Origin of the sequence: Shinella zoogloeoides (assembly GCF_003574625.1) — a bacterium.
In the GTDB taxonomy this organism is placed as follows: Bacteria; Pseudomonadota; Alphaproteobacteria; order Rhizobiales; family Rhizobiaceae; genus Shinella; species Shinella zoogloeoides_A.
The window spans coordinates 188793-213679 of sequence record NZ_QNUJ01000009.1; the positions used below are offsets into that span (position 1 = coordinate 188793).

Here is a 24887-nt window from a genome sequence, read left to right on the forward strand (position 1 = left end):
GGAGGGCCGGATGGTCATGCGCCCCGTTAACACAGGCGCCGTCCCGAGAAAACCGCGAAAGGGCGGAAAACCGCCGATGCCGCAGCTTTCGAGGCCGGCGCTATCGCCGGCGGACGAGCGACCACTGAACCTCGGGCACCTCGGCAAGCGGCATGGTGAGGGTGAGCTGGCGGGACGCACGCACGCCGGAAGGATCGGCGAAGAAGACGTCGTCCTCTTCCTCCACCGCGACGTCGAGGCAGGTCAGCGCCCAGGCCTCGCCGTCCGGCGCCACGAGCCGCGTCTCGTTTTCCGAGGCATTGTAGAGCTGGATGGACGGATGGATATGGAAGCGCACGACCGCCACGCCTCGCTCGACCGGCACGCCCGGATGGCCCGCCCTGAAGAAGCGCTCTCGCCCGCGGATCTCGTTGCCGGAGGCGGCGACGAAGATGTCGCGCTCGTAGAGAAGGCCGAAACGCTTGAGATAGCCGTCATGGCTCGCCGTGATGCCGTCGGCGCCCGACTCCCGCTCGCTGCGCGACACCTCGACCTTGCCCACGCCGCCGATGATGATCGGCCCCAGGAAGCGGGAGGAGGAGATGCGCGAGGAGGAGGTGTCGTTCAGCGTTGCCACGGAATGGGCGGCCGTCATCCGCGCCATCTGCCGCATGGCATCGCCGGCAAAGCGCGGCCGCCCGGAATTGACGATGAAGCGGTTCCGGCCGGACGACATCTCGATGGAAAGCGTGCCGGCCGCCGCCGTCGCGGAAAGATCGACGGATTTCGGAACGCCGGTATCCATCAGCACCACCGTCTCCTTCACCGCCAGCCGATCGTAATTGATCGAGGGGAGGGCCTTGAAGGGCGCGCCGCCGGTCTCGTCGTAGCGCAGCACCGACATCAGCTCGTTCGCCAGCGTATAGGTCGCCCCGTTGAAGAGGGCGAGTTCGCCGCCCTGGTGGCGGAAGAAGCGCAGGGCCGGAAAGATGCGGTCGATGCAGGGAATGAGCTGCGAGGGCATGTCGTGACCGAGATTGACATAGGTCTGGCGCAGCGGCAGCAGGTCGAGCAGCAGGTCGAGCGCCGCCCGCGGATTGCGCGAGCAATGCCCGCCGTCCGGCAAGATCTGCCGGTCCAGTTCCTCGTCGAGGTTGCGGGCGGCCTTACGCATCTTGGACGCGGAGGTCGGCATGGCGATGGAGGCCATGGCAAGGGCGATCCGCACGCGCAGCCGCGGCTCGCCATCCCGCGTCGTATCGGCGACATGGCGCAGGTAGCGCACCTGGAAGGCGAGGCTTTTCAGGAAGCGGCGGTAGAAGGGATAATCGGCATCCTTCAGCACCACCGGGGAATGGGAAAGCCAGGCGATGATGCGCTGCGCCGTCACATCGGGCCGCCAGGCGAGCCCGCCGATGACCCGTCCATGGCTCTGAAGCCAGTCGCCGACGATGAAGCGCGTCGTCAGCGCCGCCTTTTCGGGATCGACCAGCCGCATGTGCCGGAGCCAGCCGAAGGAATGCAGCCGGTTGGCGAATTCCTCGGATGGAAGCTCCAGCGCGAAGGGCGATTCGCCGTCGCATTCGAGAACGCGGCCCGCGAGCGGGAAGCGCCCGGCGGTAATTTCTTCGCCGGCAAAGGAATCGGCCGGGTGGAGGTCCGTCGGCGCGACGATCAGCCGGTCCGGCGCGCTGCCGGAAAACCGCATGGCGCTGATCCGGCCAAGCGCGAGCCTCCGCGAGAAGCGGCGCCAACCCTCACGCATATACAGATAGGAAAGCCGCTGCCGGTCGGAAAGCTGCATGGTTAACGAATGCCTCCTCACCTATAGGTAGGCCGAGGAGGAGAGCGGCGTCAATTCATCGACCGCTGATGGACTGTTGATGACGATGACGGGCCTCAATTGTTCCTGCGCAGGAGGACGGCGTAAAAGCCATCCACCCCGCCGGCATGGCTATCGGTCGCCGGCAGCATGGCCGGCGTGGTGCGGAACTCGCCGCGCGGTGAAACCGCGGATTCAAGGCCCGGCCAGTCGGCGGGCTCGACGGGTTCGATCCGCCAGTCGGGATTGTCGGCCAGCACGCGCGCCACCATGTCCTCGCCCTCACCCGGATCGAGCGAGCAATTGGAAAAGACCAGTTCGCCGCCGGGCCTGACCAGCGTCAGCGCGTGGCGCAGCAGACGCTCCTGCAGGCGGGCGAGCTTGTCGATATCCTCCGGTCCCTTGGTCCAGAGCACATCCGGATGGCGGCGGATCGTGCCGGTGGAGGAGCAGGGCGCATCGAGCAGGACGGCATCGAAAAGCTCGTCGGGCCGGTAGTCCGCCATGTTGGCCTCGACGGCCTCGACCGACAGGTCGAGCCGTTCGAGATTGCCGATGAGCCGCTTCAGGCGGTTGCCCGACTGGTCGAGCGCCGTCACCTTGGCCCCGGCAAGCGCAAGCTGCGCCGTCTTGCCGCCCGGGGCGGCGCACAGATCGGCGACGCGCTTGCCGGCAAGATCGCGGAAAAGTTTCGCAGGCAGGCTCGCCGCCGCATCCTGCACCCACCATTGCCCCGCCTCGAAGCCTTCAAGGGCCGGGATTGCGCCGGACGCGGCAGGAAGGCGCACGGAGCCGGTCGGCAGCACGCGGCCGCCGAGCTTCGCCGCCCAGCCTTCCGGATCGGATTTCACCGTCAGGTCTATGGCAGAAGGCTCCAGCAGCGCTTCGCCGATGCGCGCGGCGTGCTCCTTGCCGTAGACGGCGATAAGCCGCTCGTGGAACCAGGCGGGAATGACGGAAACCGCGCGGGTGGCCGTCAGATGCGAGGCCTTTTCGCGGGAAAGCCGGCGCAGCACCGCATTGGTGAGGCTGGCGAAGCGGCGGTTGCGCGGATCGAGCTGCGCCTGCTCGACGGCAAGGTCGACCGCGGAATGATCCGGCACGTCGAGATAGAGGATCTGCGCGGCGGCGACCGTCAGAACATGGTGCAGCGCCCGCGCGCCTTCCGGCAGGGGCGTGCCGACCAGCGTGTCGAGGATCGCCTCGATGCGGGGAAGGTGGCGCAGCGCCGTGTTGAGGATGGCGCGCACCAGCGCCCGGTCGGCATCGCCGAGCTGGCGATAGGCGATATTGCCGTTCTCCAGATCGAGCATGCCGTCGAGCGGCGTGCGGCGATCGATGACGGCGGCAAGGATCTTGGCCGCGGCCTGCCGGGCGCGCAGGCCGGGCTTTTCCGGGGCGGCCGCGGCAGCATCGGCGGGCGTCCGCCCCTTGCCGCCATGTCGTTTCGGATGAGCTTTGTTTTTTCGTCTATCGTCGTTCAAGACCAGGGACCTTTGGGCGGTTCGGAACCACCGCGTCCCCAGCCAGTCGTCGGTACGGAGCGCGATTTGCGTACGGGATTATCAGCCCGGACCGGTTCCGTCGAGCGCGCCTGCATGCCGCGAGCCATTTCCTGAAGCGCCGCGATGCGGTTCTCGGTGTCGGGATGGGTCGAAAACAGGCTGTCCATGCGCTCGCCCGAGAGCGGATTGATGATGAACATATGCGCGGTCGCCGGATTGTGCTCGGCCGCTTCGTTGGGAATGCGGCCGGCGGCAATCGCGATCTTCTTCAGCGCCGAGGCCAGCCAGAGCGGGTTGCCGCAGATCTCCGCGCCGCGCCTGTCGGCGGAATATTCGCGCGTGCGGCTGATCGCCATCTGCACCAGCATGGCGGCGAAGGGCGCGACGATCATGGCGATCAGCACGCCGATGAAGCCGAGCGGATTGTTGTTCTCGCGATTGTGCCCGCCGCCGAAGAACATGGCGAAGTTGGCCAGCATGGAGATCGCGCCGGCAATCGTCGCCGTCAGCGTCATGGTCAGCGTGTCGCGGTTCTGCACATGGGCGAGTTCATGCGCCATCACGCCCGCCACCTCCTCGTAGCTCAGTGCATGGAGCAGGCCGGTCGAGGCGGCGACGGCGGCGTTCTGCGGGTTGCGCCCGGTGGCAAAGGCGTTCGGCTGGTCGCTGTTGATGACGAAGACGCGCGGCATGGGAAGGCCGGCGCGTTTGGCAAGATCCCGCACGATACCGTAATATTCCGGCGCCGAACGCTCGTCGACCTCCTTGGCGCCATACATGGACAGCACCATCCGGTCGGAATTCCAGTAGGAGAAGAAGTTCATGGCGATCGCGACGACGAGCGCGATCATCATGCCGCTCTTGCCGCCGATCAACAGGCCCACGCCCATGAAAAGCGCCGTCATCACGGCGAGCAGCATGGCTGTGCGAACGAGGTTCATGCGTTTCCGGCTCCCTTCGGGCTAGCGCCCGCGTTCGAGGCCCTTCCTGTCAAGGGCATGTTTCACGTGAATCAGCGCTTTCCACAGCGCAGGCACGCTCCTATATGATGGTAAGCCAAAGGGAATTCTTCAATATCCGGGAAGGATGCCGCGTTTCATGCAGAACGACAACGACAATCACACCGACGGCCGGAAGGTACTTCCTCCCGCGGCCCTCCGCGCCCTGAAGGAAGCCGAGGAACGGCGCAAGGCAACCCTGCCGGTCGAACGCGCGCCAGAGATCGGTGGACGCGGCGGCGAGGACCCCGCGCGCTTCGGCGACTGGGAGATCAAGGGCCGGGCAATTGATTTTTGAGCGCGGGAATCCGGCTCACGAACGAATGATTTTACTCCTGATCGACCCCTTCTCCCGTCGTGGTCGGGCTTGACCCGGCCATCTGTCGGGGCAGCGAGAATATGGATTCTCACGTCGAGCCCGAGGATGACGGAGGAGGGGGCGGAATCGGCTTCCTGCAACAACCCTCAAACGAAAACGGCGGCCATCGGCCGCCGTTTCGCTTGGTCTTACGGCCCGGATCAGCCGGCGGCCTTGTTCTGCCGGTTGGCGATCAGGTCGTCCACAACGGCGGGGTCCGCAAGCGTCGAGGTGTCGCCGAGCGCGCCAAAATCGTCCTCGGCGATCTTGCGCAGAATGCGGCGCATGATCTTGCCGGAGCGGGTTTTCGGCAGGCCGGGCGCGAACTGGATCTTGTCCGGCGTCGCGATGGGGCCGATTTCCTTACGCACATGCTTGACGAGGTCCTGACGCAGCGCGTCGGTGCCTTCTTCGCCAGCCATCAGCGAGACGTAGCAATAGATGCCCTGTCCCTTGAGATTGTGCGGATAGCCGACGACCGCCGCTTCCGAAACCAGATGGTGGGAGACGAGGGCCGATTCGATTTCCGCCGTGCCGAGGCGGTGGCCGGAAATGTTGAGCACGTCGTCGACGCGGCCGGTGATCCAGTAATAGCCGTCCTCGTCGCGCCGGCAGCCGTCGCCGGTGAAATACTTGCCCTTGTAGGTGGAGAAGTAGGTCTCGATGAAGCGCTTGTGGTCGCCATAGACCGTGCGCATCTGGCCCGGCCAGCTGTCAGTGATGCAGAGGTTGCCGTCAGCAGCGCCCTCTAGCACATTGCCCTCGTTATCGACGAGCTCGGGCTTGATGCCGAAGAAGGGCCGCGTCGCCGAACCCGGCTTGAGGTCCGTCGCGCCCGGCAGCGGGGTGATCAGGATGCCGCCGGTCTCCGTCTGCCACCAGGTGTCGACGATCGGGCAACGATCCTCGCCGACCACGTGGTAATACCACTCCCAGGCTTCGGGGTTGATCGGCTCGCCGACCGAGCCGAGCAGACGAAGCGAGGAACGCTCCGAGCGCTTCACGAAGTCGTCGCCGGCGCCCATCAGCGCGCGGATCGCCGTCGGGGCGGTATAGAAGATATTGACCTTGTGCTTGTCGATCACTTCCCAGAAGCGGCCGGCATCGGGGAAGTTCGGCACGCCTTCGAACATCAGCGTGGTCGCGCGGTTGGCAAGCGGCCCGTAGACGATATAGGAATGGCCCGTCACCCAGCCGACATCCGCCGTGCACCAATAGACATCGCCATCCTGATAGTCGAAGACGTATTTGTGCGTCATCGAGGCATAGACGAGATAGCCGGCCGTGGTGTGCAGGACACCCTTCGGCTTGCCGGTGGAGCCGGATGTGTAGAGGATGAAGAGCGGGTCTTCCGCCTTCATCCTGGCCGGCGGACAATCGCGCGGCACCGTCAGCACTTCCTGATGGTACCAGAGGTCGCGGCCCGGCGCCCAGCCCGTCTTGCCGCCGGTGCGGCGCACGACGAGCACCTTGTTGACGATGACATGCTGCTTGGCCGCGATGTCGATGGCCGTGTCGGTGTTTTCCTTGAGCGGGATCGGCTTGCCGCCGCGCACGCCCTCGTCGCAGGTGACGACGAAGGTCGATTCGCAGTCGACGATACGGCCGGCCAGCGCATCCGGCGAGAAGCCGCCGAAGACGACGGAATGCACGGCACCGATGCGCGCGCAGGCGAGCATGGCATAGGCCGCTTCCGGGATCATCGGCATGTAGATGGTGACGCGGTCACCCTTCTTAACGCCGTGCTTCTTCATCACGTTCGCCATGCGGCAGACGTGCTCGTAGAGCTCGTTGTAGGTGATCTTCTTGTCGATATACGGGTTGTCGCCTTCCCAGATGATGGCGACGTCGTCGCCATGCGCCTTGAGATGCCGGTCGATGCAATTGTAGGAGACGTTGGTGATGCCGTCCTCGAACCACTTGATCGGCACCTTGCCGGTGAAGGACGTGTTCTTCACCTTTGTATAGGGCTTGAACCAGTCGATGCGCATGCCGTGCTTGTCCCAGAAGCGCTCCGGGTTATCGACGCTCTCGCGATACCATTTCTGATAGGTTTCGTTGTCGATCAGCGCGCGGCTTTTTGCGGATTTCAGGACCGGGTAGGTCTTTTCGGACATGGATTCCTCCCTAGACTGCGATGCGCGGGAAACCAGTCTCCTCCGGCCCCCGCCACTCCTTGAGCATACATAACAGGTCAACGCCTTCGGGCAATTAGACAAAAGGTCATTTGCGCTTGAAGAATTGCATTTCTGCGACAGTGGCGTTATAGAGGGCCGAATTCCCGGAAAATAGTGGTTACACCCCACGGCCCGCGACACCGGCGCGGACGGACAGAAGGACTATATCCATGGCTCAACAGCTGCTCATGCCGAAGGCGACCGCGGTCTGGCTGGTCGACAACACAGCGCTGTCGTTCGACCAGATCGCCACATTCTGCAAACTGCATCCACTCGAAGTGAAGGCCATCGCCGACGGCGAATCGGCCCAGGGCATCAAGGGTCTCGACCCGATCTCGACCGGCCAGCTCTCCCGCGAGGAGATCGCCCGCGCGGAAGCCAATCCGAACCACAAGCTGAAGCTTTCCGAACCAAAGGTCCGCGTGCCGGAATCCAAGCGCAAGGGCCCGCGCTACACGCCGGTCTCCAAGCGCCAGGACCGCCCGAACGCCATTCTCTGGCTCGTGCGCAACCATCCCGAACTGAAGGATGCGCAGATCTCGCGTCTCGTCGGCACCACCAAGTCGACGATCGAGCAGATCCGCGAACGCACCCACTGGAACTCCGCGAACCTGGCACCGATGGACCCGGTGACGCTCGGCCTCTGCTCGCAGATCGACCTCGACCTCGAAGTCGAGCGCGCCTCCAAGGGCCGCCCGCTGCCGACCGCCGCCGAACTCGGCGCGACGCTGGAATCGGCGCAGGAAACCGAAAAGCTGCCCTACAGCACCGACCGCGAAGAGGAGAAGGAAATCGACGCCGATGCCGTCTTCGCCAAGCTCAAGTCGCTGAAGTCGTCCACGCCGGACGAGGACGAAGACGACAACTTCTGAGCAAGACCCGCCTTGGGATTATCGGAACCCGGCTGCTTAGCAGCCGGGTTTTTTGTTGCCTCGATAGAACGATCAGGCCGGGTTCGGGCTTCGGCCCGTCAGCGCTGCCGCTATCTCGTCGAGGATGGCCGGATCGTCGATCGTCGCCGGCATCTTCCATTCCTCGCCGTCGGCGATCTTCTGCATGGTGCCGCGCAGGATTTTGCCCGAGCGTGTCTTCGGCAGCCGCTTCACGCAGATCGCCGTCTTGAAGGCCGCGACCGGCCCGATGCGTTCGCGCACGAGCCGCATGACCTCCGCCTCGACCAGCGATGATTCACGTGAAACACCGCTCTTCAGGACGAGGAAGCCCGCCGGCACCTGGCCCTTCACCGCATCCGCGACGCCGATGACGGCGCATTCGGCGACGTCCGGATGGCTGGCGCAGACCTCCTCCATCGCCCCCGTCGACAGGCGATGGCCGGCGACATTGATGATATCGTCCGTGCGCGCCATCACGAAGACATAGCCGTCGTCGTCGACATAGCCGGCATCCGCCGTCTTGTAGTAGCCGGGGAATTCCGAAAGACACGCCGCGCGAAAACGCTCGTCGGCCTTCCAGAAGGTCGGCAGGCAGCCCGGGGGGAGGGGAAGCCTGATGGCGATATTGCCGAGCGTGCCGGGCGGCACCGGATGGCCGGCATCGTCCAGCACATGCAGCTCGTAGCCCGGCATGGGCACGGTGGGCGAGCCGTGCTTCACGGGAAGCCGGCCGAGGCCGAGCGGATTGCCGACGATGGCCCAGCCCGTTTCCGTCTGCCACCAGTGATCGATGACGGGAACGCCCAGCACCTTTTCGGCCCATTGCACCGTATCCGGATCGGCCCGCTCGCCGGCAAGGAACAGCGCCCGCAGGCTGGAGAGATCATGGCGCTTCACGAGCGCGCCGTCCGGGTCCTCCTTGCGGATCGCCCGGAAGGCGGTCGGCGCGGTGAAAAGCACCGATACCCGATAGTCCTCGACGACACGCCAGAAGGCGCCGGCATCCGGCGTGCCGACCGGCTTGCCCTCATAGAGCACCGTCGTGCTGCCGTTGAGAAGCGGCGCATAGACGATGTAGGAATGCCCGACGACCCAGCCGATATCGGAAGCCGCCCAGTAGACCTCGCCGGGCTCGATCCCGTAGAGCGCGCGCATCGACCAGGCGAGGGCGACCATGTGGCCGCCATTGTCACGGATGACACCCTTCGGCTGGCCGGTCGTGCCGGACGTATAGAGGATATAGAGCGGATCGGTCGCCTTGAGCGGAGCGCAGGGCACCGTTTGCCCCTCGGTCGCCGCCAGCGCCGGGCCGAGGTCCACATCCCGGCCGTCCCTCAGTTCGGCCGCCAGCTCCGGCCGCTGCAGCACGAGGCAGCGCTCCGGCTTGTGCCGGGCAAGGTCGATGGCCGCGTCGAGCAGCGGCTTGTAGGCGACCACCCGGTTCGGCTCGATGCCGCAGCTTGCCGAAACGATGAGCTTCGCCGCGCAATCGTCGATGCGCGCGGCCAGCTCGCTCGCCGCGAAGCCGCCAAAGACCACCGAATGGATCGCCCCGATGCGCGCGCAGGCGAGCATGGCGAAAATCGCCTCCGGGATCATCGGCATATAGAGAATGACGCGGTCGCCCTTGACGACGCCCTGATCGGCGAGCACCGCCGCCATGGCATTCACATGGGTGAGCAGCTCGCCATAGCTGTAGCGCGCCTTCCGGCCGGTAACGGGGCTGTCATAGATCAGCGCCGGCTGGTCGCCGCGCCCGGCGGCCACGTGCCGGTCCACGCAATTGTGACAGGTATTGCCCACCGCATCGGGAAACCAGTGGCCGTAGACGCCCTGCGCGGCATCGAAGATTTCCGTCGGCTCGGTGAACCAGTCGATGGCCCGGGCGAGCGCGGCCCAGTGGGCCTCGGGATCGTCCTGCCAGGCACGATAGATCTCGGCATAGGTCTTCTGCATCGCATCCTCCTTGCCGGCCGCCGGGCGGCCGGTTCCTCCGAAGGGAAGAATAGGAGAGGGCGACCTTTCCGCAAAGCCAGACGAAAGCCTGAGGCGGCAAACCCCGGCCTTGCCCTTCGTCAAAAGGAGGGATCAGCGCGTGCCAAAAATCGCCGAGCCGACACGCACGCTGGTCGCACCGAAACCGATGGCGACCTCGTAGTCGCCGGACATGCCCATGGAAAGCTTGTCGAGATTGCACCGGCCGGCCAGCTTGGCGAGCAGGGCGAAATGCGGACCCGGATTCTCGTCGGCCGGCGGAATGCACATCAGGCCCTCGACGGTGAGGTCGAGCTCCTCGCGGCAGAAGGTGACGAAAGCGACCGTATCGTCTGGCGCGATGCCGGCCTTCTGCGGTTCCAACCCTGTATTGACCTGGACATAGAGCCGCAGCGCCCGGCCCTGCCGCTTCATCTCCTCGGCGATCGCGCGGGCGATCTTCTCCCGGTCGACCGTCTCGATGACGTCGAAAAGTGCCACGGCCTCCGCCGTCTTGTTGGATTGCAGCGGGCCGATCAGGTGCAGCTCGATGCCGGCGGTCTCGGCGCGAAGTTCCGGCCACTTGCCCTGCGCTTCCTGCACGCGGTTCTCGCCGAAGACGCGCTGACCCGCCGCGATGGCCGGGCGGATGGCCTCGGCATCGAAGGTCTTCGACACGGCCACCAGCGTCACCGCTTCCGGCTTGCGGCCCGCTTCGCTTGCGGCCTTGCCCATCCGGTTGCGAACATCTTCGAGACGATCCTGAAGGTCCATGGTCACTCTCCATCGGCTATGACGCCCCGGACCTAGCGAAATCGGCGCCGCTTGCCAAGCGCGGCCCGGAAAACTTGACGCTCCGGCGGTTTCATGATGAAGGTCTCGGCACCATATTCGCATGGGCGGATCGCCCGCCAAGACCTCCAAAAGACTCCCGGAAACATCAAAGACATGGCCACCGAACGTTACAATCCGCGCGATGCCGAGCCCCGCTGGCAGGCAAAATGGAACGACGAGAACGTCTTCCTCACCAAGAACGACGACCCGCGCGAGAAGTACTACGTCCTCGAGATGTTCCCCTATCCCTCGGGCCGCATCCATATGGGCCATGTGCGCAACTACGCCATGGGCGACGTGGTCGCCCGCTACAAGCGCGCGCGCGGCTACAACGTGCTGCACCCGATGGGCTGGGACGCTTTCGGCATGCCCGCCGAGAACGCCGCCATGCAGAACAAGGTCCACCCGAAGGGCTGGACCTACGAAAACATCGCGACGATGCGCAAGCAGCTCAAGTCCATGGGCCTGTCGCTCGACTGGTCGCGCGAATTCGCCACCTGCGACGTCGAATACTATCATCGCCAGCAGCACCTCTTCCTCGATTTCCTGGAAAAGGGCCTCGTCTACCGCAAGCAGTCGAAGGTGAACTGGGACCCGGTCGACCACACGGTTCTCGCCAACGAGCAGGTCATCGATGGCCGCGGCTGGCGCTCGGGCGCGCTTGTCGAGCAGCGCGAGCTGACGCAGTGGTTCTTCCGGATCACCGATTTCAGCCAGGACCTGCTCGATTCGCTGGAAACGCTCGACCAGTGGCCGGAGAAGGTCCGGCTGATGCAGAAGAACTGGATCGGCCGCTCGGAAGGCATGCTGGTGCGCTGGGAAGTCGCCGACGCCGCCGGCCTGACGACCGAAAAGGACGTCACCGTCTATACGACGCGCCCCGACACGCTGTTCGGCGCCTCGTTCCTGGCGATCTCCGCCGATCACCCGCTGGCGAGGGAAGTCTCGGCGAAGAACCCCGAGATCATGGCCTTCTGCGAGGAATGCCGTCGCGCCGGCACGTCGCTTGCCGCGCTCGAGACCGCCGAGAAGAAGGGCATGGACACGGGCATCCGCGTCCGCCATCCCTTCGATCCCGCCTGGGAGCTGCCGGTCTATATCGCGAACTTCGTACTGATGGACTACGGCACGGGCGCCATCTTCGGCTGCCCCTCCGGCGACCAGCGCGACCTCGACTTCGCCCGCAAATACGACCTGCCCGTCGTACCCGTCGTCATGCCGAAGGAAGCGGATGCCGCCACTTTCGCGATTGCCGACGAAGCCTATGTCGGCGACGGCGTGATGATCAATTCGCGCTTCCTGGATGGCCTTGGCACCGAGGAAGCCTTCGAGGAGGTGGCAAAGCGCCTCATCACTGCAACGCTCGGCAATGCGCCGGTGGGCGAGCGCAAGGTGAACTTCCGCCTGCGCGACTGGGGCATTTCACGCCAGCGCTACTGGGGCTGCCCGATCCCGGTCATCCATTGCGACGACTGCGGCGTGGTCCCGGTCCCCAAGGCCGACCTGCCGGTGAAGCTGCCCGACGACGTCACCTTCGACAAGCCGGGCAACCCGCTCGACCGGCATCCGACCTGGCGCCACGTCGCCTGCCCGCATTGCGGCAAGGACGCCCGCCGCGAGACGGATACGATGGACACCTTCGTCGATTCCTCCTGGTACTTTGCCCGCTTCACCGCACCGTGGGAAGACAACCCGACGGACCCCGCCGCCGCCAATGCCTGGCTGCCGGTCGACCAGTATATCGGCGGCATCGAGCATGCGATCCTGCATCTGCTCTATTCGCGCTTCTTCACCCGCGCCATGCAGGTCGCCGGCCATCTCGACCTGAAGGAGCCCTTCAAGGGCCTCTTCACGCAGGGCATGGTGGTGCACGAGACCTATAGCCGCGCCATCGACGGCAAGCGCGAATGGGTGATGCCGGCGGAAATCCGCATCGATGAAGTCGACGGCAAGCGCCGCGCGACCCATCTCGAATCCGGCGAAGAAATCGCCATCGGCTCCATCGAGAAGATGTCGAAGTCGAAGAAGAACGTCGTCGATCCCGACGATATCATCGCCTCCTACGGCGCCGATACCGCCCGCTTCTTCGTCCTCTCCGATTCCCCGCCGGACCGTGACGTCATCTGGTCGGAAGCCGGCGTCGAAGGCGCTCACCGCTTCGTCCAGCGCGTCTGGCGCCTTGTCGCCGAAGCCGCTCCCGCCCTCAAGGCAGCCGAAGCCCGTCCGGGCACGCAAGGCGAGACCCTCGCCGTCTCGCAGGCCGCGCATAAGACGCTGAAGGCCGTGCAGGGCGACTATGACAAGCTCGCCTTCAACAAGGCCGTGGCGCGCATCTACGAATTCGTCAATGTGCTCGCCGCGCCGCTGACGACCGCTGCCGCCGGGAAGGCATCACCTGAGCTTGCCGCCGCACTGCGCGAGGCCGTGGGCATCCTGATCCGCATCGTCGCCCCGATGACGCCGCATCTTTCGGAAGAATGCTGGCGCGAGATCGGTGGCGAAGGCCTCGTCGCAGACACCGCCTGGCCGGCCTATGACGACCGGCTGGTGGCGGAAAACGAAGTCACGCTGCCGGTGCAGATCAACGGCAAGAAGCGCGCGGATTTGACAATCGCCCGCGACGCAGACCAGAGTGCGGTCGAAGAGGCCGTGCTCGCGCTCGAGGCGGTCCAGGCCGCGCTCGGCGGCCAGCGCCCCAAGAAGATCATCGTCGTACCGCAGAGGATCGTGAATGTTGTTGTCTGACGGAACCGGTCTCTCGCGGCTCGCCAGGGTGCTCGCCGGCGTCGCCCTTGCCGGCGTGCTCGCTGGCTGCCAGGTGCGGCCGCTCTATTCCACCGCGGCGGGAACGGAAGGCAAGCTCGCCTCCGTCTCGATCTCCGAGGCGACCTCCCGCGTCGAGCAGCAGGTCCGCAACGACCTGATCTTCTTCTTCGGCGGTGGCGCGGGCGAAGCACAGAACCCGGTCTATCATCTCGAGATGGACGTCAGCATCCGCACCGTCGGCGTCCTGAACGACGCCACCCGCGACACGGCCCGCGCCGGGCGCGTGACCGTCTCGGCGGACTATAACCTCACCAAGGCCGACACCGGGGAAACGCTCGCCTCCGGCAAGCGCTCCGCCGTCGCCATGGTCGATTTCCCGACCCAGGAATTCGCCAAGCTCCGTGCCATCCGCGATGCGGAAAATCGTGGTGCCCGGGAACTCGCCGAACTGATCCGAGCGGACGTCGCCTCGGCGCTCGCCCACCGCTGAAACGCCGATGGCTGAGGTCAAGTCGCACGAGTTCGACGCTTTCGTGAAACGCAAGCCTCTGCCCGTGCGGCTCTTTCTGGTTTACGGACCGGATCGCGGCCTCGTTTCCGAACGGGCCGCGGCGCTCGCCGCCGCGAGCGGTGTCGATCTCGACGATGCCTTCTCCATCGTGAAGCTGGACGCCGGCGAAGTCGGCAACCAGCCGGGCCGTCTCGTCGACGAGATGAATGCCATCGGCCTTTTCGGCGGCGACCGGCTTGTCTGGATCCGCAATGCCGGCAGCGAAAAGGGCATTTCCGACGGGCTCGATATCCTCGCCCGAATGCCCCCCGGCCCCTCCACGCTCATCATCGAGGCCGGTGACCTGAAGAAAGGCGCCGCGCTCCGCAAGGCCGCCGAATCCTCTTCACAAGCTGTCGCCATCGCCTGCTATGCCGATGACGGACGCGCCCTGCAGGCTTTGATCGATCAGGAGCTTGCCGCCGAGGGGCTGCGGATCTCGCCCGCGGCGCGCGAGCGCCTCGTCGAGACCATCGGCGGCGACCGGCTGGCTTCCCGCAACGAACTGCGCAAACTTGCCCTCTACTGCCGCGGCAAGGCTCTCGTCGAGGAGCAGGACGTGGAGGAAATCGTCGGCGATGCCAGTGCAATCTCCACGGACGATGCGGTCGACGCGGTTCTCAAGGGCGACCGCGACGGCTTCATGCATGCGATCCAGAAGATCGTCTCGTCGAAGACCCCGGTCTTCCTCGTCCTGCAGGGATGCCTTCGCCAGTTCCAGCTTCTGGAACTGATGCGCGCCGAAATGGATGAAAAGCGCGCTCCCGCCGCCCAAGCCGTGGCGACGCTCGGCCGCCACCTGCATTTCCGCCGCAAGCCGATCGTGGAAAATGCCCTGAAAAGCTGGACGGGGCCGGCCATTCGCCGGGAAACCCAGCGGCTCCAGGCCGCCATCCTGCAAAGCCGCCAGCGCCCGGCGCTGGAAGATACGATCGCCATGCAGACCATGCTGGCAACCGTGCTGCAATCGGCGCGCCGATGAATCCGGCTAAATAAATCAGCGCCGTTCGAGAAGCCGGCAGATTTCCTCAAGCTGCTCCAGCGTCTTGTAAGCGATGCGCAGATGCCCGCCGTTGCCCTTGTGGTTCACGCTCACTTCAAGGCCCAGGACATCCGTCAGCGTGCGCTCCAGCGCAATCGTATCGGCGTCCTTCTCTTCCTTCCGCGGCGTCTGCCCATGGTTCGGATCGCCTTGCGACTTGATGTCGTTCTGGGCCAACCGCTCCGCATCACGAACGGACATGCCCTTGGCAACAACCGCCTTGGCAAGCGCAACCGGATCGGAAGTCGGAATCAACGCGCGCGCATGGCCGGCCGAAAGCGTGCCTGATGCCAGCATCTCACGCACCGGATCCGGCAGCTTCAACAGGCGCAGGCTGTTTGCCACATGGCTGCGGCTCTTGCCGATGATCTCGCCAAGATCGTTCTGCGTATAGCCGTGATCGGCGATCAGCAGCTCGTAACCCATCGCTTCTTCAAGCGGATTGAGGTCCGAACGCTGCACGTTCTCCACGATGGCGATTTCCAGCGCCGTGCGGTCATCGACGTCACGAATGATCACCGGAATTTCGACCAACCCGGCGAGCTGCGCCGCGCGCCAGCGGCGCTCGCCGGCAATGATCTCATAGCGGCTGTCCGCCGTGGTGCGCACCACGACCGGCTGCACGATGCCGTGCTGGCGGATCGACGAAGCGAGGTCCTGCAGCTCCGATTCGTCGAAATAGCGACGCGGATTGCGCGGGTTACGGCCGACGAACTCGATAGGAACCAGCCGATCGGGATTGACCGCCGGCGCCGCGCCGATATCGGCGGCGGGAAGCTGGTCCATTTCACCGATCAGGGCTGCAAGGCCGCGGCCAAGGCGCCGCTTGGAGTTGTCTTCGTTCATCGATTCCACTCACAGATACTGGTTTCAGGCAGCCTTGCGCTGCCTTTCCCGCTGGATCACCTCGGAGGCGAGCTGAAGATAGGCCTGGCTTCCGGCGCATTTGAGATCGTAGAGGATCGCCGGCTTGCCGTAGGAGGGCGCCTCGGAAACGCGGACATTGCGCGGAATGAGCGTGTGATAGACCTTCTCGCCGAGATGGGTACGGACGTCGTTGACCACCTGCTGCGCCAGATTGTTGCGCGAGTCGAACATGGTCAGAACGATGCCCTGGATATCGAGGCGCGGATTGACCGTCCGGCGGACTTGGTCGACGGTCTCCAGCAACTGGCTGAGGCCTTCCAGCGCGAAGAACTCGCATTGCAGCGGCACGAGCACCGAATGGGCGGCCGCCAGGGCGTTCATCGTCAGGAGATTGAAGGACGGTGGGCAATCGACGAGCACGTAAGAGTAAGACAACGCATCGGCCGCCGCCAGCGCCCGCTTGAGCCGGAAGACCCGATCGTTGTGCTGGGCGATCTCCATTTCGATGCCGAGCAGGTCCATGGTCGAGGGAATGATCGAAAGGTTCGGCACTGCCGTTTGGAGAACGGTGTCAGCCACGCTGTGGCTGCCGATCAGCAGATCATAGGATGACAATTCGCGGCTGCGACGGTCGATTCCGAGCCCCGTGCTGGCATTTCCCTGCGGATCGAGATCGACGATGAGCACCCGCTCGCCGATTGCGGCAAGCGCGGTCGCCAGATTGATGGCAGTCGTCGTCTTGCCGACGCCGCCCTTCTGGTTCGCGATGGTAATGATCCGGTTCTTCTCGCCTATCATGGACGCCGCCAGTCACTGAGGTTTGCGCGAAAGCTTGGAAAGTTCGAGCACGACCGAATCCGGCTCGACGATACTGGCGTGTTTTACCAGATCGAATCTCCACCGACCAAGCGCTTTATCGATCTCCCGCTGGTAATCCCGCCCTTTGTGCAGGAAGAACCGCAGATCCGGATTGCGCTCCGCCCAGGGAAAACCGAATTCCATCAGCAGATCGAGATCCGCCAGGGCACGGGCGGAGATGGCATCGCAGCGTTCGATCGCCGCCGGTGCTTCCTCGATTCGAATCGCGTGGACGGACGCGCGCGCACCGGTTTCCAGAATGGCGGTCCTCAGAAAAGCAGCCTTCTTGTTGTTGCTCTCCACGAGATGAACCCATCCATCGCCTTCACCCGCCAGCAAAATACCCGTGACGATGCCCGGAAAGCCGCCACCGCTGCCGAGATCGACCCACTGGCGCGGCCCGGGAGAGAGGGCGTAGATTTGTACACTGTCGATGATATGCCGGTTCCACGCCTCGGACAGGGTCGACGGCGCCACCAGATTGATGGCCTTTGCCCATTTCTTGAAAAGCGCAACAAAGCTGTGCAGCCTGTCCACAGTTTCACGTGAAACATTCAGGCCACTCAATTCGCGAGGCAGGGTATTCATGCGTTTGCAGTCCGGTTCATTGCTTCGGCGGGAAGACGCTTGAGATAGGCAAGCAACAGCGTCAAAGCTGCCGGTGTCATGCCGTCGACCCGCGCCGCCTGTGCCAGATTCGCCGGACGTGCCGCGGTCAGCTTCTGCCGCAGCTCCATGGAAAGTCCGGGTAGGGCGCTGAAATCGAAGTGATCGGGAATCCGCCGCTCTTCCTCGCGCCGTGCCTCGGCAATATCCGTCTCCTGCCGGTTCATATAGACGGCATAGCCGGCCTCGATCTCGATAGCGTCCCGAACACGCGCAGAAAAAACATTCAGTTCCTCGGACCAAACAGCCGCAAGGCGCGCATAGTCTATATCGGGATAGGCCAGCAGATCATAGGCACTGCGGCGCACGCCGTCCTGGTTGATGCGGATGCCATGAGAAGCAGCTTCGTTGGGCGAAAGTCGGAGGTTACGGAGGCGATCTCGCGCCGCATCCATCTCGGCCGACCACGTAGCAAACCTTTCCTCACGTGCGGCCCGTACAAGACCGAGATCGATGCCAAGGGGTGTAAGACGAACATCCGCATTGTCCGCCCTGAGGGAAAGACGATATTCCGCGCGCGATGTGAACATCCGGTAAGGCTCGGTCACGCCCCGCGACGTGAGGTCATCGATCATCACGCCGATATAGCTGTCGGTTCGGCTGAAGATGTGGCCCTCGGCACCAGCAGCGCGGCGCGCCGCATTGAGGCCGGCAACGAGACCTTGCGCTGCGGCCTCCTCATAACCCGTCGTGCCGTTGATCTGGCCCGCCAGGAAAAGGCCCGGCTGCCGCTTCACTTCCAGGGTCGCCGACAATTCGCGAGGGTCGACATGGTCGTATTCGATCGCATATCCCGGCTGAAGAATGATCACGCGCTCAAGGCCGGGAATGGTCCGGATGAAGGCATCCTGCACATCCGCGGGAAGCGAGGTCGAAATGCCGTTGGGATAGACCGTATCGTCATCCAGCCCTTCCGGCTCCAGAAAGATCTGGTGCCCGTCACGCTCGCCGAACTTGACGATCTTGTCCTCGATCGACGGGCAGTAGCGGGGGCCGACACCCTCGATCTGCCCCGAATACATGGCGGATTTACCGATATTCTCTTCAATGATCCGGTGCGTTGCCGGCGTCGTCCGCGTTACCCCGCAGTCGATCTGCGGGGTCGTGATACGATCCGTCATGAAGGAAAAGGGAACGGGATCCTCATCCGCTGCCTGTCGCCCGATAGAATTCCAATCAATCGTGCGGCCGTCCAGACGAGCTGGCGTGCCGGTCTTCAGGCGCCCGAGCGCGAGGCCCAGCCGCTCGAAGGTGGCCGAAAGACCCAGGGAGGGATCTTCGCCAACACGACCTGCCGGAATCTTTTCGTTTCCGATATGAATGAGACCCCTGAGGAACGTACCGGTCGTAATAATGACCGAGCGGCACATCACGCGGCGCCCATCCTTCATGATCACAGCCGACACCTGACCATTCACCAAATCGAGATCGAAGGCATCGCCCTCGATGACATCGAGATTGGGGATAGCTGCGATCTCGGCCTGTATTGCCTCGCGATAGAGCTTTCGGTCGGCCTGCGTTCGCGGTCCGCGCACAGCCGGACCCTTTCGCCGGTTCAAGAGGCGAAACTGGATACCGGCGCGATCGGCAACGCGGCCCATGAGCCCGTCCAGCGCATCGACTTCGCGAACCAGATGACCTTTACCCAAGCCGCCGATTGCGGGATTGCAGGACATGACCCCAATGGTCGACGCCTTGTGCGTCACCAAGGCGGTTCTTGCTCCCAGACGAGCCGAGGCGGAAGCAGCCTCGACGCCGGCATGACCGCCACCGACAACGACGACGTCGTAATTGCTGGTCTCTTTCATATACCACCTACCTGTTTCACGTGAAACAAACCACGCGACTCGCACACGTTGCATTGTTTCACGTGAATCATTTGCCTATGCAGAATTCCGAGAAGATCACGTCAAGCAAATCCTCGACATCAACTCGGCCTGTCACCCTTCCCAGCGCCTGGCCCGCCAATCGCAAGTGTTCGGCTTGAATATCCAGACCTGTATCCATCATCGAAAGCGCCGATGCAATCTCGGCGCAAGCCGCCTGCAAATTCTCCAGATGTCGCCGGCGGGTCGGAAGCGCCAAGGAAGATCCCGCTTCGAGATCGGGGAGATATCGGCTGATCGCATCCAGCAATTCTGACATGCCCACGCCGGTCTGAACAGAGATCGTAGCATCCACAGCGCCATCGGGCCAAGTCGCTGTTGTCTTGTCCGCCTTCGTGTGAACGCGAATGACCGGGCCGCGATAGGTACCAAGCCAGCTCGCCCAATCGCTCGTCGGCATATCCGACAGCAGGAGGACGAGATGCGCCTCTTCCATGGAAAGACGTGTCCGTCGGATTCCTTCCCGCTCGACGATATCCTCGGTCTCGCGCAGGCCGGCCGTATCATAAAGCCGAACGGCAAAGCCGGAAAGATCGAGATCGATATGCAGAATGTCACGGGTCGTACCGGGAATATCCGTAACGATAGCGACGTCGCGCTTGGCCAGATGGTTCAGCAGGCTCGATTTGCCGGCATTCGGCGGACCGGCAATGACCACCTTGAGGCCGTCGCGCACGATTTCGCCGGCGCGGGCCGAACCCAGATGGTTAATAATCTCTTTCTCCAAAATCCGCATATCCGCCCAGATCGACGATGCGACAGAGCCCGGTACATCCTCCTCATCGGCAAAATCGAGCTCCGCTTCGATCATCGCCCGCGCATGCGTCAACCGTTTCGCCCACGAATCGTAAAGCCGGGAGAGACCGCCGGATGCATGTTCGGCGGCCAGACGGCGCTGCATCTCGGTCTCGGCTGCGATCAGGTCGGCCAATCCCTCCACCTCGACCAGATCCATCCGCCCATTCTCGAAAGCCCGTCTGGAAAACTCGCCCGCCTCCGCGCCGCGCAATCCCTGAAGTTCGCCCAGAGAGTTCAGCACGGCTTTTACAGTGGCATGGCCGCCATGAATCTGCAGCTCGGCGCAGTCTTCACCGGTGAAAGAATTCGGACCGGGAAAAAAGAGAATGATTCCGTCATCCAGTTTCTCACCGTTGCGATCCCGAATCGAAAGCAGGGAGGCGCGGCGAGGGGATGGAACGTGACCGCACAGGCTCGTGACAGCGTTGCGCGCTTCCGGGCCGCTTATACGGATGATCGCGACGCCGGAAGGCAATCCGCCGCTGGAAAGCGCAAAGATCGTATCTGCAACGCGCATGGCATGAACATTCCGGATGCGAATCGAAGAGGTTCGTTACGGATAAGAATCGATTCTGGGTCTTCAAACGAAAATGGCCCCGTCTTGCGACGGGACCATGGCTGTCTTTGCCAAGGCGAGCCTCGATCAGGTGTTCATCGAGTCGAAGAAATCGCCGTTGTTCTTGGTCTGCTTCAGCTTGTCGATCAGGAACTCGATCGCATCGGTCGTTCCCATCGGGGCTAGGATACGGCGCAGGACGAAGATCTTCTGCAGGTCCTGGCGCGGCACAAGGAGGTCCTCCTTGCGCGTGCCGGACTTGAGGATGTCCATCGCCGGGAAGATGCGCTTGTCGGCGACCTTGCGGTCGAGCACGATTTCCGAGTTGCCGGTGCCCTTGAACTCTTCGAAGATCACTTCGTCCATGCGGCTGCCGGTATCGATGAGCGCGGTCGCGATGATCGTCAGCGAGCCGCCTTCCTCGATGTTGCGGGCGGCGCCGAAGAAGCGCTTCGGGCGCTGCAACGCGTTGGCGTCGACACCGCCGGTCAGGACCTTGCCCGAAGACGGAACGACCGTGTTGTAGGCGCGGCCGAGGCGGGTGATGGAATCGAGCAGGATGACCACGTCGCGGCCATGCTCGACGAGGCGCTTGGCCTTCTCGATGACCATTTCGGCGACCTGGACGTGGCGCGTCGCCGGCTCGTCGAAGGTCGAGGAAACCACTTCGCCCTTCACCGAGCGCTGCATGTCCGTCACTTCTTCCGGACGCTCGTCGATCAGCAGGACGATGAGATAACATTCCGGATGGTTCGCGGTGATCGAATGGGCGATGTTCTGCAGGAGAACCGTCTTACCCGTGCGCGGCGGCGCGACGATCAGGGCGCGCTGGCCCTTGCCGAGCGGCGCCACCAGGTCGATGACGCGGGGCGAAAGGTCCTTCGAGGTCGGGATTTCGAGTTCCATCTTGAAGCGCTCGTTGGGATAGAGCGGCGTCAGGTTGTCGAAATGGACCTTGTGGCGGATCTTTTCCGGATCGTCGAAATTGATCGTGTTGACCTTGAGGAGGGCGAAATAGCGCTCGCCTTCCTTGGGGCCGCGGATCGGGCCTTCGACGGTATCGCCGGTCTTCAGCGAGAAGCGGCGGATCTGCGAGGGCGAGATGTAGATATCGTCCGGGCCGGGCAGGTAGTTGGCGTTCGCCGAGCGCAGGAAGCCGAAGCCGTCCTGCAGCACTTCCACGACGCCTTCGCCGATGATCTCGACGTCCTGCGAGGCCAGCATCTTGAGGATGGCAAACATGAGCTCCTGCTTGCGCATCGTGCTCGCGTTCTCGACCTCGAGTGATTCGGCAAAGGCGAGGAGGTCGGTCGGAGTCTTGTTCTTGAGGTCTTGTAGCTTCATTTCGGCCATGAATGGTCCATGCTGCAGGTCATCGGGATGGGAAAAGGCGTGCGGGTCAGGGACGAACTGCGCGGGGTCTGGTGCAGCTCACTGAACGAATACACATGCCACGAAAGATGAGATGCGCGGAAAATAGCGGTTCCGGTGCCGGCCCGCAAGGGGGCGATTCAATTTCGTCCGATTTGTCGCGGCCGATCAGAACGGCTTGACCACGACCATGATGACGATGAGGACCATCAGGAGGGCCGGCGCCTCGTTCCAGACGCGCCATTGCCGCCCGGTTTTCACGTTGCGATCTTCCGCGAAAGCCTTCACCGCGCGGCCGTAATATTCGTGCACGCCGGTGAGAAGAACGACGAAGGCGAGCTTGGCATGCAGCCAGCCGCCCTGGAAACCGTAGACCGACCAGGCAAGGTAGAGGCCGAGCAGCCAGGAAAGGCCCATGGCAGGCTGCATGATGGTCCGGTAGAGCCGTCCTTCCATCACCTTGAAGGTCTCCGACTGGGCGGAACCCACCGGCGCATCGGTGTGATAGACGAAGAGCCGCGGCAGATAAAGCAGTCCCGCCATCCAGGACATCACGGCGACGATGTGCAGCGCCTTGATCCAGAGATAGAGATCCTCCGGCGGATGGAGGACGAGGAGGAGCGCCACCAGCGCGAAGACGGCGAGTGCCACCGCGGCCCGCAAACGGGCGCGGCGTCCGGCGCTCTCGCTGGTCTGCCGCTCGCTCATCGCGCTTGCCCGCGCACGCGTGCCACGAGCCGCGTGACGTTTTCGGGATCGGCCTGCGGCGTGATGCCGTGGCCGAGATTGAAGATCAGCGGGCCATTGCCGAGCGCCTGCAGGATGGCGTCGACCCCTTCGTCGAGCGCAGCGCCGCCGGCGACCACGCGCATCGGATCGAGATTGCCCTGCACCGGCCCGTCCTTCTGCAGTTCGGCCGCGAAGGACAGCGGCACCGACCAGTCGAGGCCGATCGCATCCGCCCGCGTCTCCTGCCGGTAGGTCATGAGCTGAAGGCCGGCCCCCTTGGCGAAGGCGATGATCTTCGCCTGGGGCCTGCGCGAGCGCACCGCATCGACGATGCGCCGCATCGGACGAACGGCGTAATCGGCAAATTCCTTCTCGCCGAGCACGCCCGCCCAAGAATCGAAGATCTGCACCGCATCTGCGCCCGCATCGATCTGCGCCACGAGATAATCGGCCGAAAGATCGGCCAGGAGGTCAAGGAGACGGGCGAAGGCCTTCGGCTCCCGGTAGGCGAAAAGCCGAGCCGGCGCCTGGTCGGGCGTTCCATGGCCGGCAATCATGTAGGTCGCAACCGTCCAGGGCGCTCCACAGAAGCCGAGCAGGGCCGTTTCCTCGGGGAGGGCCTGCCGGATGCGGCCAACCGCTTCCAGGACGGGCCTGAGGTGATCCTGAACGCCTTCTTCCTTCAGAGCGAAGATGGCATCGGCGTCGATCGGGTCCATGCGCGGCCCATGGCCTTCCTCGAAGCGGACATTGCGCTTCAGGGCATCGGGGATGACGAGGATGTCGGAAAACAGGATCGCCGCATCGAAGGCATAGCGGCGGATCGGCTGGAGCGTGACTTCCGTCGCCAGATCCGGCGAATAACAGAGATCGAGGAAACTTCCCGCCTCCGCGCGCGTTGCCCGGTATTCCGGCAGGTAACGGCCTGCCTGGCGCATCAGCCAGAGAGGAGGAGGGGAGACCGTCTTCCCGTTCAGGACTTCGACGATCTTCCGGCTTTTCGCAGACACCGCTGGGGTTCTCCCAATCATGAAATAATCTCTTTTGAAAAGGTTTCTATTTCTTAGAGTCGGTGACTATCAAGGATTAAATCCTGTCCACAAAATCCCCGTCCCGACGCTGAACGGTTGGAAAACACAAAGTTCGCGAAAGCTTTTACGGCGCAAATCCGGCAAATCCGGATTCGCGCTTTTGAATCAAAGGGATTCGAGAGGCGCCTGAAAGTCCCTTCCTGTGGGCAGCTTGTGGACAAGCGCGACACTATGACGTGGCCATGAGTCTTGTCCACAGCATCGGGGAATCCGTTTCCCGCTGTTCGCCGATTGTGGAAAAACCGGCACTTATCCTCTTGCCTCCGTGCCCCTCCCGTTTTTAGCTCACGCTTGTCCCGGTTCATCAACAGGGGCCGGAGGATATTGTGGAAAGCACCAAAAACTACTTTCATCTGCACCTCATTTCGGACTCGACGGGCGAGACTCTCATTGCTGCCGGGCGGGCTGCCGCGGCACAGTTCCAGTCTTCCCAGGCGCTGGAGCACGTCTATCCCCTGGTGCGCAATCGCAAGCAGCTGATGCCGGTGCTCGATGCCATCGATGGGGCGCCGGGCATCGTGCTCTATACAGTCGTCGACCGGGAATTGTCGGAGATCATCGACCAGCGCTGCCGGGAAATGGGGGTGCCCTGCGTTTCCGTGCTGGAGCCGGTGATCGAAATCTTCCAGTCCTATCTCGGCGCGCCCTCGCGTCGGCGGGTGGGGGCGCAGCATGTGATGAACGCGGAATATTTCGCGCGCATCGAGGCGCTGAATTTCACCATGGACCATGATGACGGCCAGTTGCCGGCCGATCTCGACGAGGCGGATGTCATCCTTATCGGCATCAGCCGCACCTCGAAGACGCCGACCAGCATCTATCTCGCCAATCGCGGCATCAAGACCGCCAATGTGCCCATCGTCCTCGGCGTGCCGCTGCCGGAACGGCTGTCGGCGGCGACGAAGCCGCTGATCGTCGGCCTCATCGCCACGACCGACCGCATCGCCCAGGTCAGGCAGAACCGGATATTGGGCCAGACACAGGAGTTTCGCGGCGACGACTATATCGATAGGGCGCAGATTTCCGAGGAGCTGAAATATGCCCGCGCCATCTGCGCGCGTAACAACTGGCCGGTGATCGACGTCACCCGCCGCTCGATCGAGGAAACGGCCGCCGCCATCGTTGCTCTTCGCCCCAAGCTCCGTTAACCCGGAAGGCAACAGGAGA

Annotated in this window: 20 protein-coding genes; 6 read left to right on the forward strand and 14 right to left on the reverse strand. The window is 63.6% G+C overall.

Features of this window, described 5'->3' with window-relative positions; translation table 11 throughout:
- Positions 1 to 100: 100 nt before the first annotated feature.
- The 3 genes from DSD28_RS18695 to htpX form a co-directional block, all read right to left on the reverse strand.
- The gene (locus DSD28_RS18695; RefSeq protein ID WP_119257931.1) at positions 101 to 1783 is read right to left on the reverse strand and encodes a heparinase II/III family protein; all 1683 of its coding nucleotides are present in this window, start codon (positions 1781 to 1783) and stop codon (positions 101 to 103) included.
- A gap of 95 nt (positions 1784 to 1878) precedes the next feature.
- Positions 1879 to 3285: an RsmB/NOP family class I SAM-dependent RNA methyltransferase gene (locus DSD28_RS18700; RefSeq protein ID WP_119257932.1), complete on the reverse strand. Its 1407-nt coding sequence runs from the start codon at positions 3283 to 3285 to the stop codon at positions 1879 to 1881.
- The gene (gene htpX, locus DSD28_RS18705; RefSeq protein WP_119257933.1) at positions 3282 to 4247 is read right to left on the reverse strand and encodes a zinc metalloprotease HtpX; all 966 of its coding nucleotides are present in this window, start codon (positions 4245 to 4247) and stop codon (positions 3282 to 3284) included. Before htpX ends, DSD28_RS18700 begins: the two co-directional genes overlap by 4 nt.
- A gap of 157 nt (positions 4248 to 4404) precedes the next feature.
- Between htpX and DSD28_RS18710 the strand changes: the two genes are divergently transcribed.
- Positions 4405 to 4602: a DUF1674 domain-containing protein gene (locus DSD28_RS18710; protein ID WP_119258019.1), complete on the forward strand. Its 198-nt coding sequence runs from the start codon at positions 4405 to 4407 to the stop codon at positions 4600 to 4602.
- Between the two features lie 221 nt (positions 4603 to 4823).
- Here the strand turns inward: DSD28_RS18710 and acs are convergent, their stop codons facing one another.
- Positions 4824 to 6779: an acetate--CoA ligase gene (gene acs, locus DSD28_RS18715; RefSeq protein WP_119257934.1), complete on the reverse strand. Its 1956-nt coding sequence runs from the start codon at positions 6777 to 6779 to the stop codon at positions 4824 to 4826.
- 230 nt (positions 6780 to 7009) lie between these two features.
- On the opposite strand from acs, the gene DSD28_RS18720 reads away from it, so the two are divergent.
- Entirely contained in the window at positions 7010 to 7711 is a 702-nt protein-coding gene (locus DSD28_RS18720) for a DUF1013 domain-containing protein (RefSeq protein ID WP_119257935.1), read from the forward strand.
- 72 nt (positions 7712 to 7783) lie between these two features.
- On the opposite strand, the gene DSD28_RS18725 is transcribed toward DSD28_RS18720, so the two are convergent.
- Together DSD28_RS18725 and DSD28_RS18730 are read right to left on the reverse strand one after the other, a co-directional pair.
- Entirely contained in the window at positions 7784 to 9688 is a 1905-nt protein-coding gene (locus DSD28_RS18725) for a propionyl-CoA synthetase (protein ID WP_119257936.1), read from the reverse strand.
- A gap of 132 nt (positions 9689 to 9820) precedes the next feature.
- A complete protein-coding gene (locus DSD28_RS18730) occupies positions 9821 to 10480 on the reverse strand; it encodes a YggS family pyridoxal phosphate-dependent enzyme (protein ID WP_119257937.1) in 660 nt (219 codons plus the stop codon).
- Between the two features lie 174 nt (positions 10481 to 10654).
- Here DSD28_RS18730 and leuS point away from each other — a divergent pair, with 174 nt between their 5' ends.
- Genes leuS through holA form a run of 3 tightly spaced genes read left to right on the forward strand, consistent with a single transcriptional unit; the run spans position 10655 to position 14838 of the window.
- Positions 10655 to 13285 carry a leucine--tRNA ligase gene (gene leuS / locus DSD28_RS18735; protein ID WP_119258020.1) on the forward strand — a complete coding sequence of 877 codons (2631 nt, stop codon included), beginning with the start codon at positions 10655 to 10657 and terminating at the stop codon, positions 13283 to 13285.
- A complete protein-coding gene (gene lptE / locus DSD28_RS18740) occupies positions 13272 to 13796 on the forward strand; it encodes an LPS assembly lipoprotein LptE (protein WP_119257938.1) in 525 nt (174 codons plus the stop codon). Before leuS ends, lptE begins: the two co-directional genes overlap by 14 nt.
- Before the next feature lie 7 nt (positions 13797 to 13803).
- Positions 13804 to 14838: a DNA polymerase III subunit delta gene (gene holA, locus DSD28_RS18745; protein WP_119257939.1), complete on the forward strand. Its 1035-nt coding sequence runs from the start codon at positions 13804 to 13806 to the stop codon at positions 14836 to 14838.
- A gap of 15 nt (positions 14839 to 14853) precedes the next feature.
- Here holA and DSD28_RS18750 read toward each other — a convergent pair whose 3' ends face one another.
- From DSD28_RS18750 to hemE, 8 genes are all read right to left on the reverse strand, one after another.
- A complete protein-coding gene (locus tag DSD28_RS18750) occupies positions 14854 to 15744 on the reverse strand; it encodes a ParB/RepB/Spo0J family partition protein (protein WP_119258021.1) in 891 nt (296 codons plus the stop codon).
- Positions 15745 to 15768: 24 nt separating this feature from the next.
- Positions 15769 to 16563, reverse strand: a complete 795-nt coding sequence (locus DSD28_RS18755) for a ParA family protein (protein ID WP_119257940.1) — start codon at positions 16561 to 16563, stop codon at positions 15769 to 15771.
- A gap of 12 nt (positions 16564 to 16575) precedes the next feature.
- Entirely contained in the window at positions 16576 to 17211 is a 636-nt protein-coding gene (gene rsmG / locus DSD28_RS18760) for a 16S rRNA (guanine(527)-N(7))-methyltransferase RsmG (RefSeq protein WP_119257941.1), read from the reverse strand.
- Positions 17208 to 19097 (reverse strand): tRNA uridine-5-carboxymethylaminomethyl(34) synthesis enzyme MnmG, encoded by a 1890-nt coding sequence (gene mnmG / locus DSD28_RS18765; protein ID WP_119257942.1) that lies wholly within the window; start codon positions 19095 to 19097, stop codon positions 17208 to 17210. The genes rsmG and mnmG overlap by 4 nt, the downstream gene beginning before the upstream one ends.
- 67 nt (positions 19098 to 19164) lie before the next feature.
- Positions 19165 to 20490, reverse strand: coding sequence for a tRNA uridine-5-carboxymethylaminomethyl(34) synthesis GTPase MnmE (gene mnmE, locus DSD28_RS18770; protein ID WP_119257943.1), 1326 nt, complete (start codon positions 20488 to 20490; stop codon positions 19165 to 19167).
- A gap of 126 nt (positions 20491 to 20616) precedes the next feature.
- A complete protein-coding gene (rho, locus tag DSD28_RS18775; RefSeq protein WP_119257944.1) occupies positions 20617 to 21882 on the reverse strand; it encodes a transcription termination factor Rho in 1266 nt (421 codons plus the stop codon).
- A gap of 186 nt (positions 21883 to 22068) precedes the next feature.
- Entirely contained in the window at positions 22069 to 22608 is a 540-nt protein-coding gene (gene hemJ, locus DSD28_RS18780) for a protoporphyrinogen oxidase HemJ (RefSeq protein ID WP_119257945.1), read from the reverse strand.
- Entirely contained in the window at positions 22605 to 23639 is a 1035-nt protein-coding gene (gene hemE / locus DSD28_RS18785; RefSeq protein WP_119257946.1) for a uroporphyrinogen decarboxylase, read from the reverse strand. Before hemE ends, hemJ begins: the two co-directional genes overlap by 4 nt.
- 407 nt (positions 23640 to 24046) lie before the next feature.
- Here hemE and DSD28_RS18790 point away from each other — a divergent pair, with 407 nt between their 5' ends.
- Complete coding sequence (locus DSD28_RS18790) at positions 24047 to 24868, forward strand: pyruvate, water dikinase regulatory protein (RefSeq protein WP_119257947.1); 822 nt, start codon at positions 24047 to 24049, stop codon at positions 24866 to 24868.
- Positions 24869 to 24887: the final 19 nt, after the last annotated feature.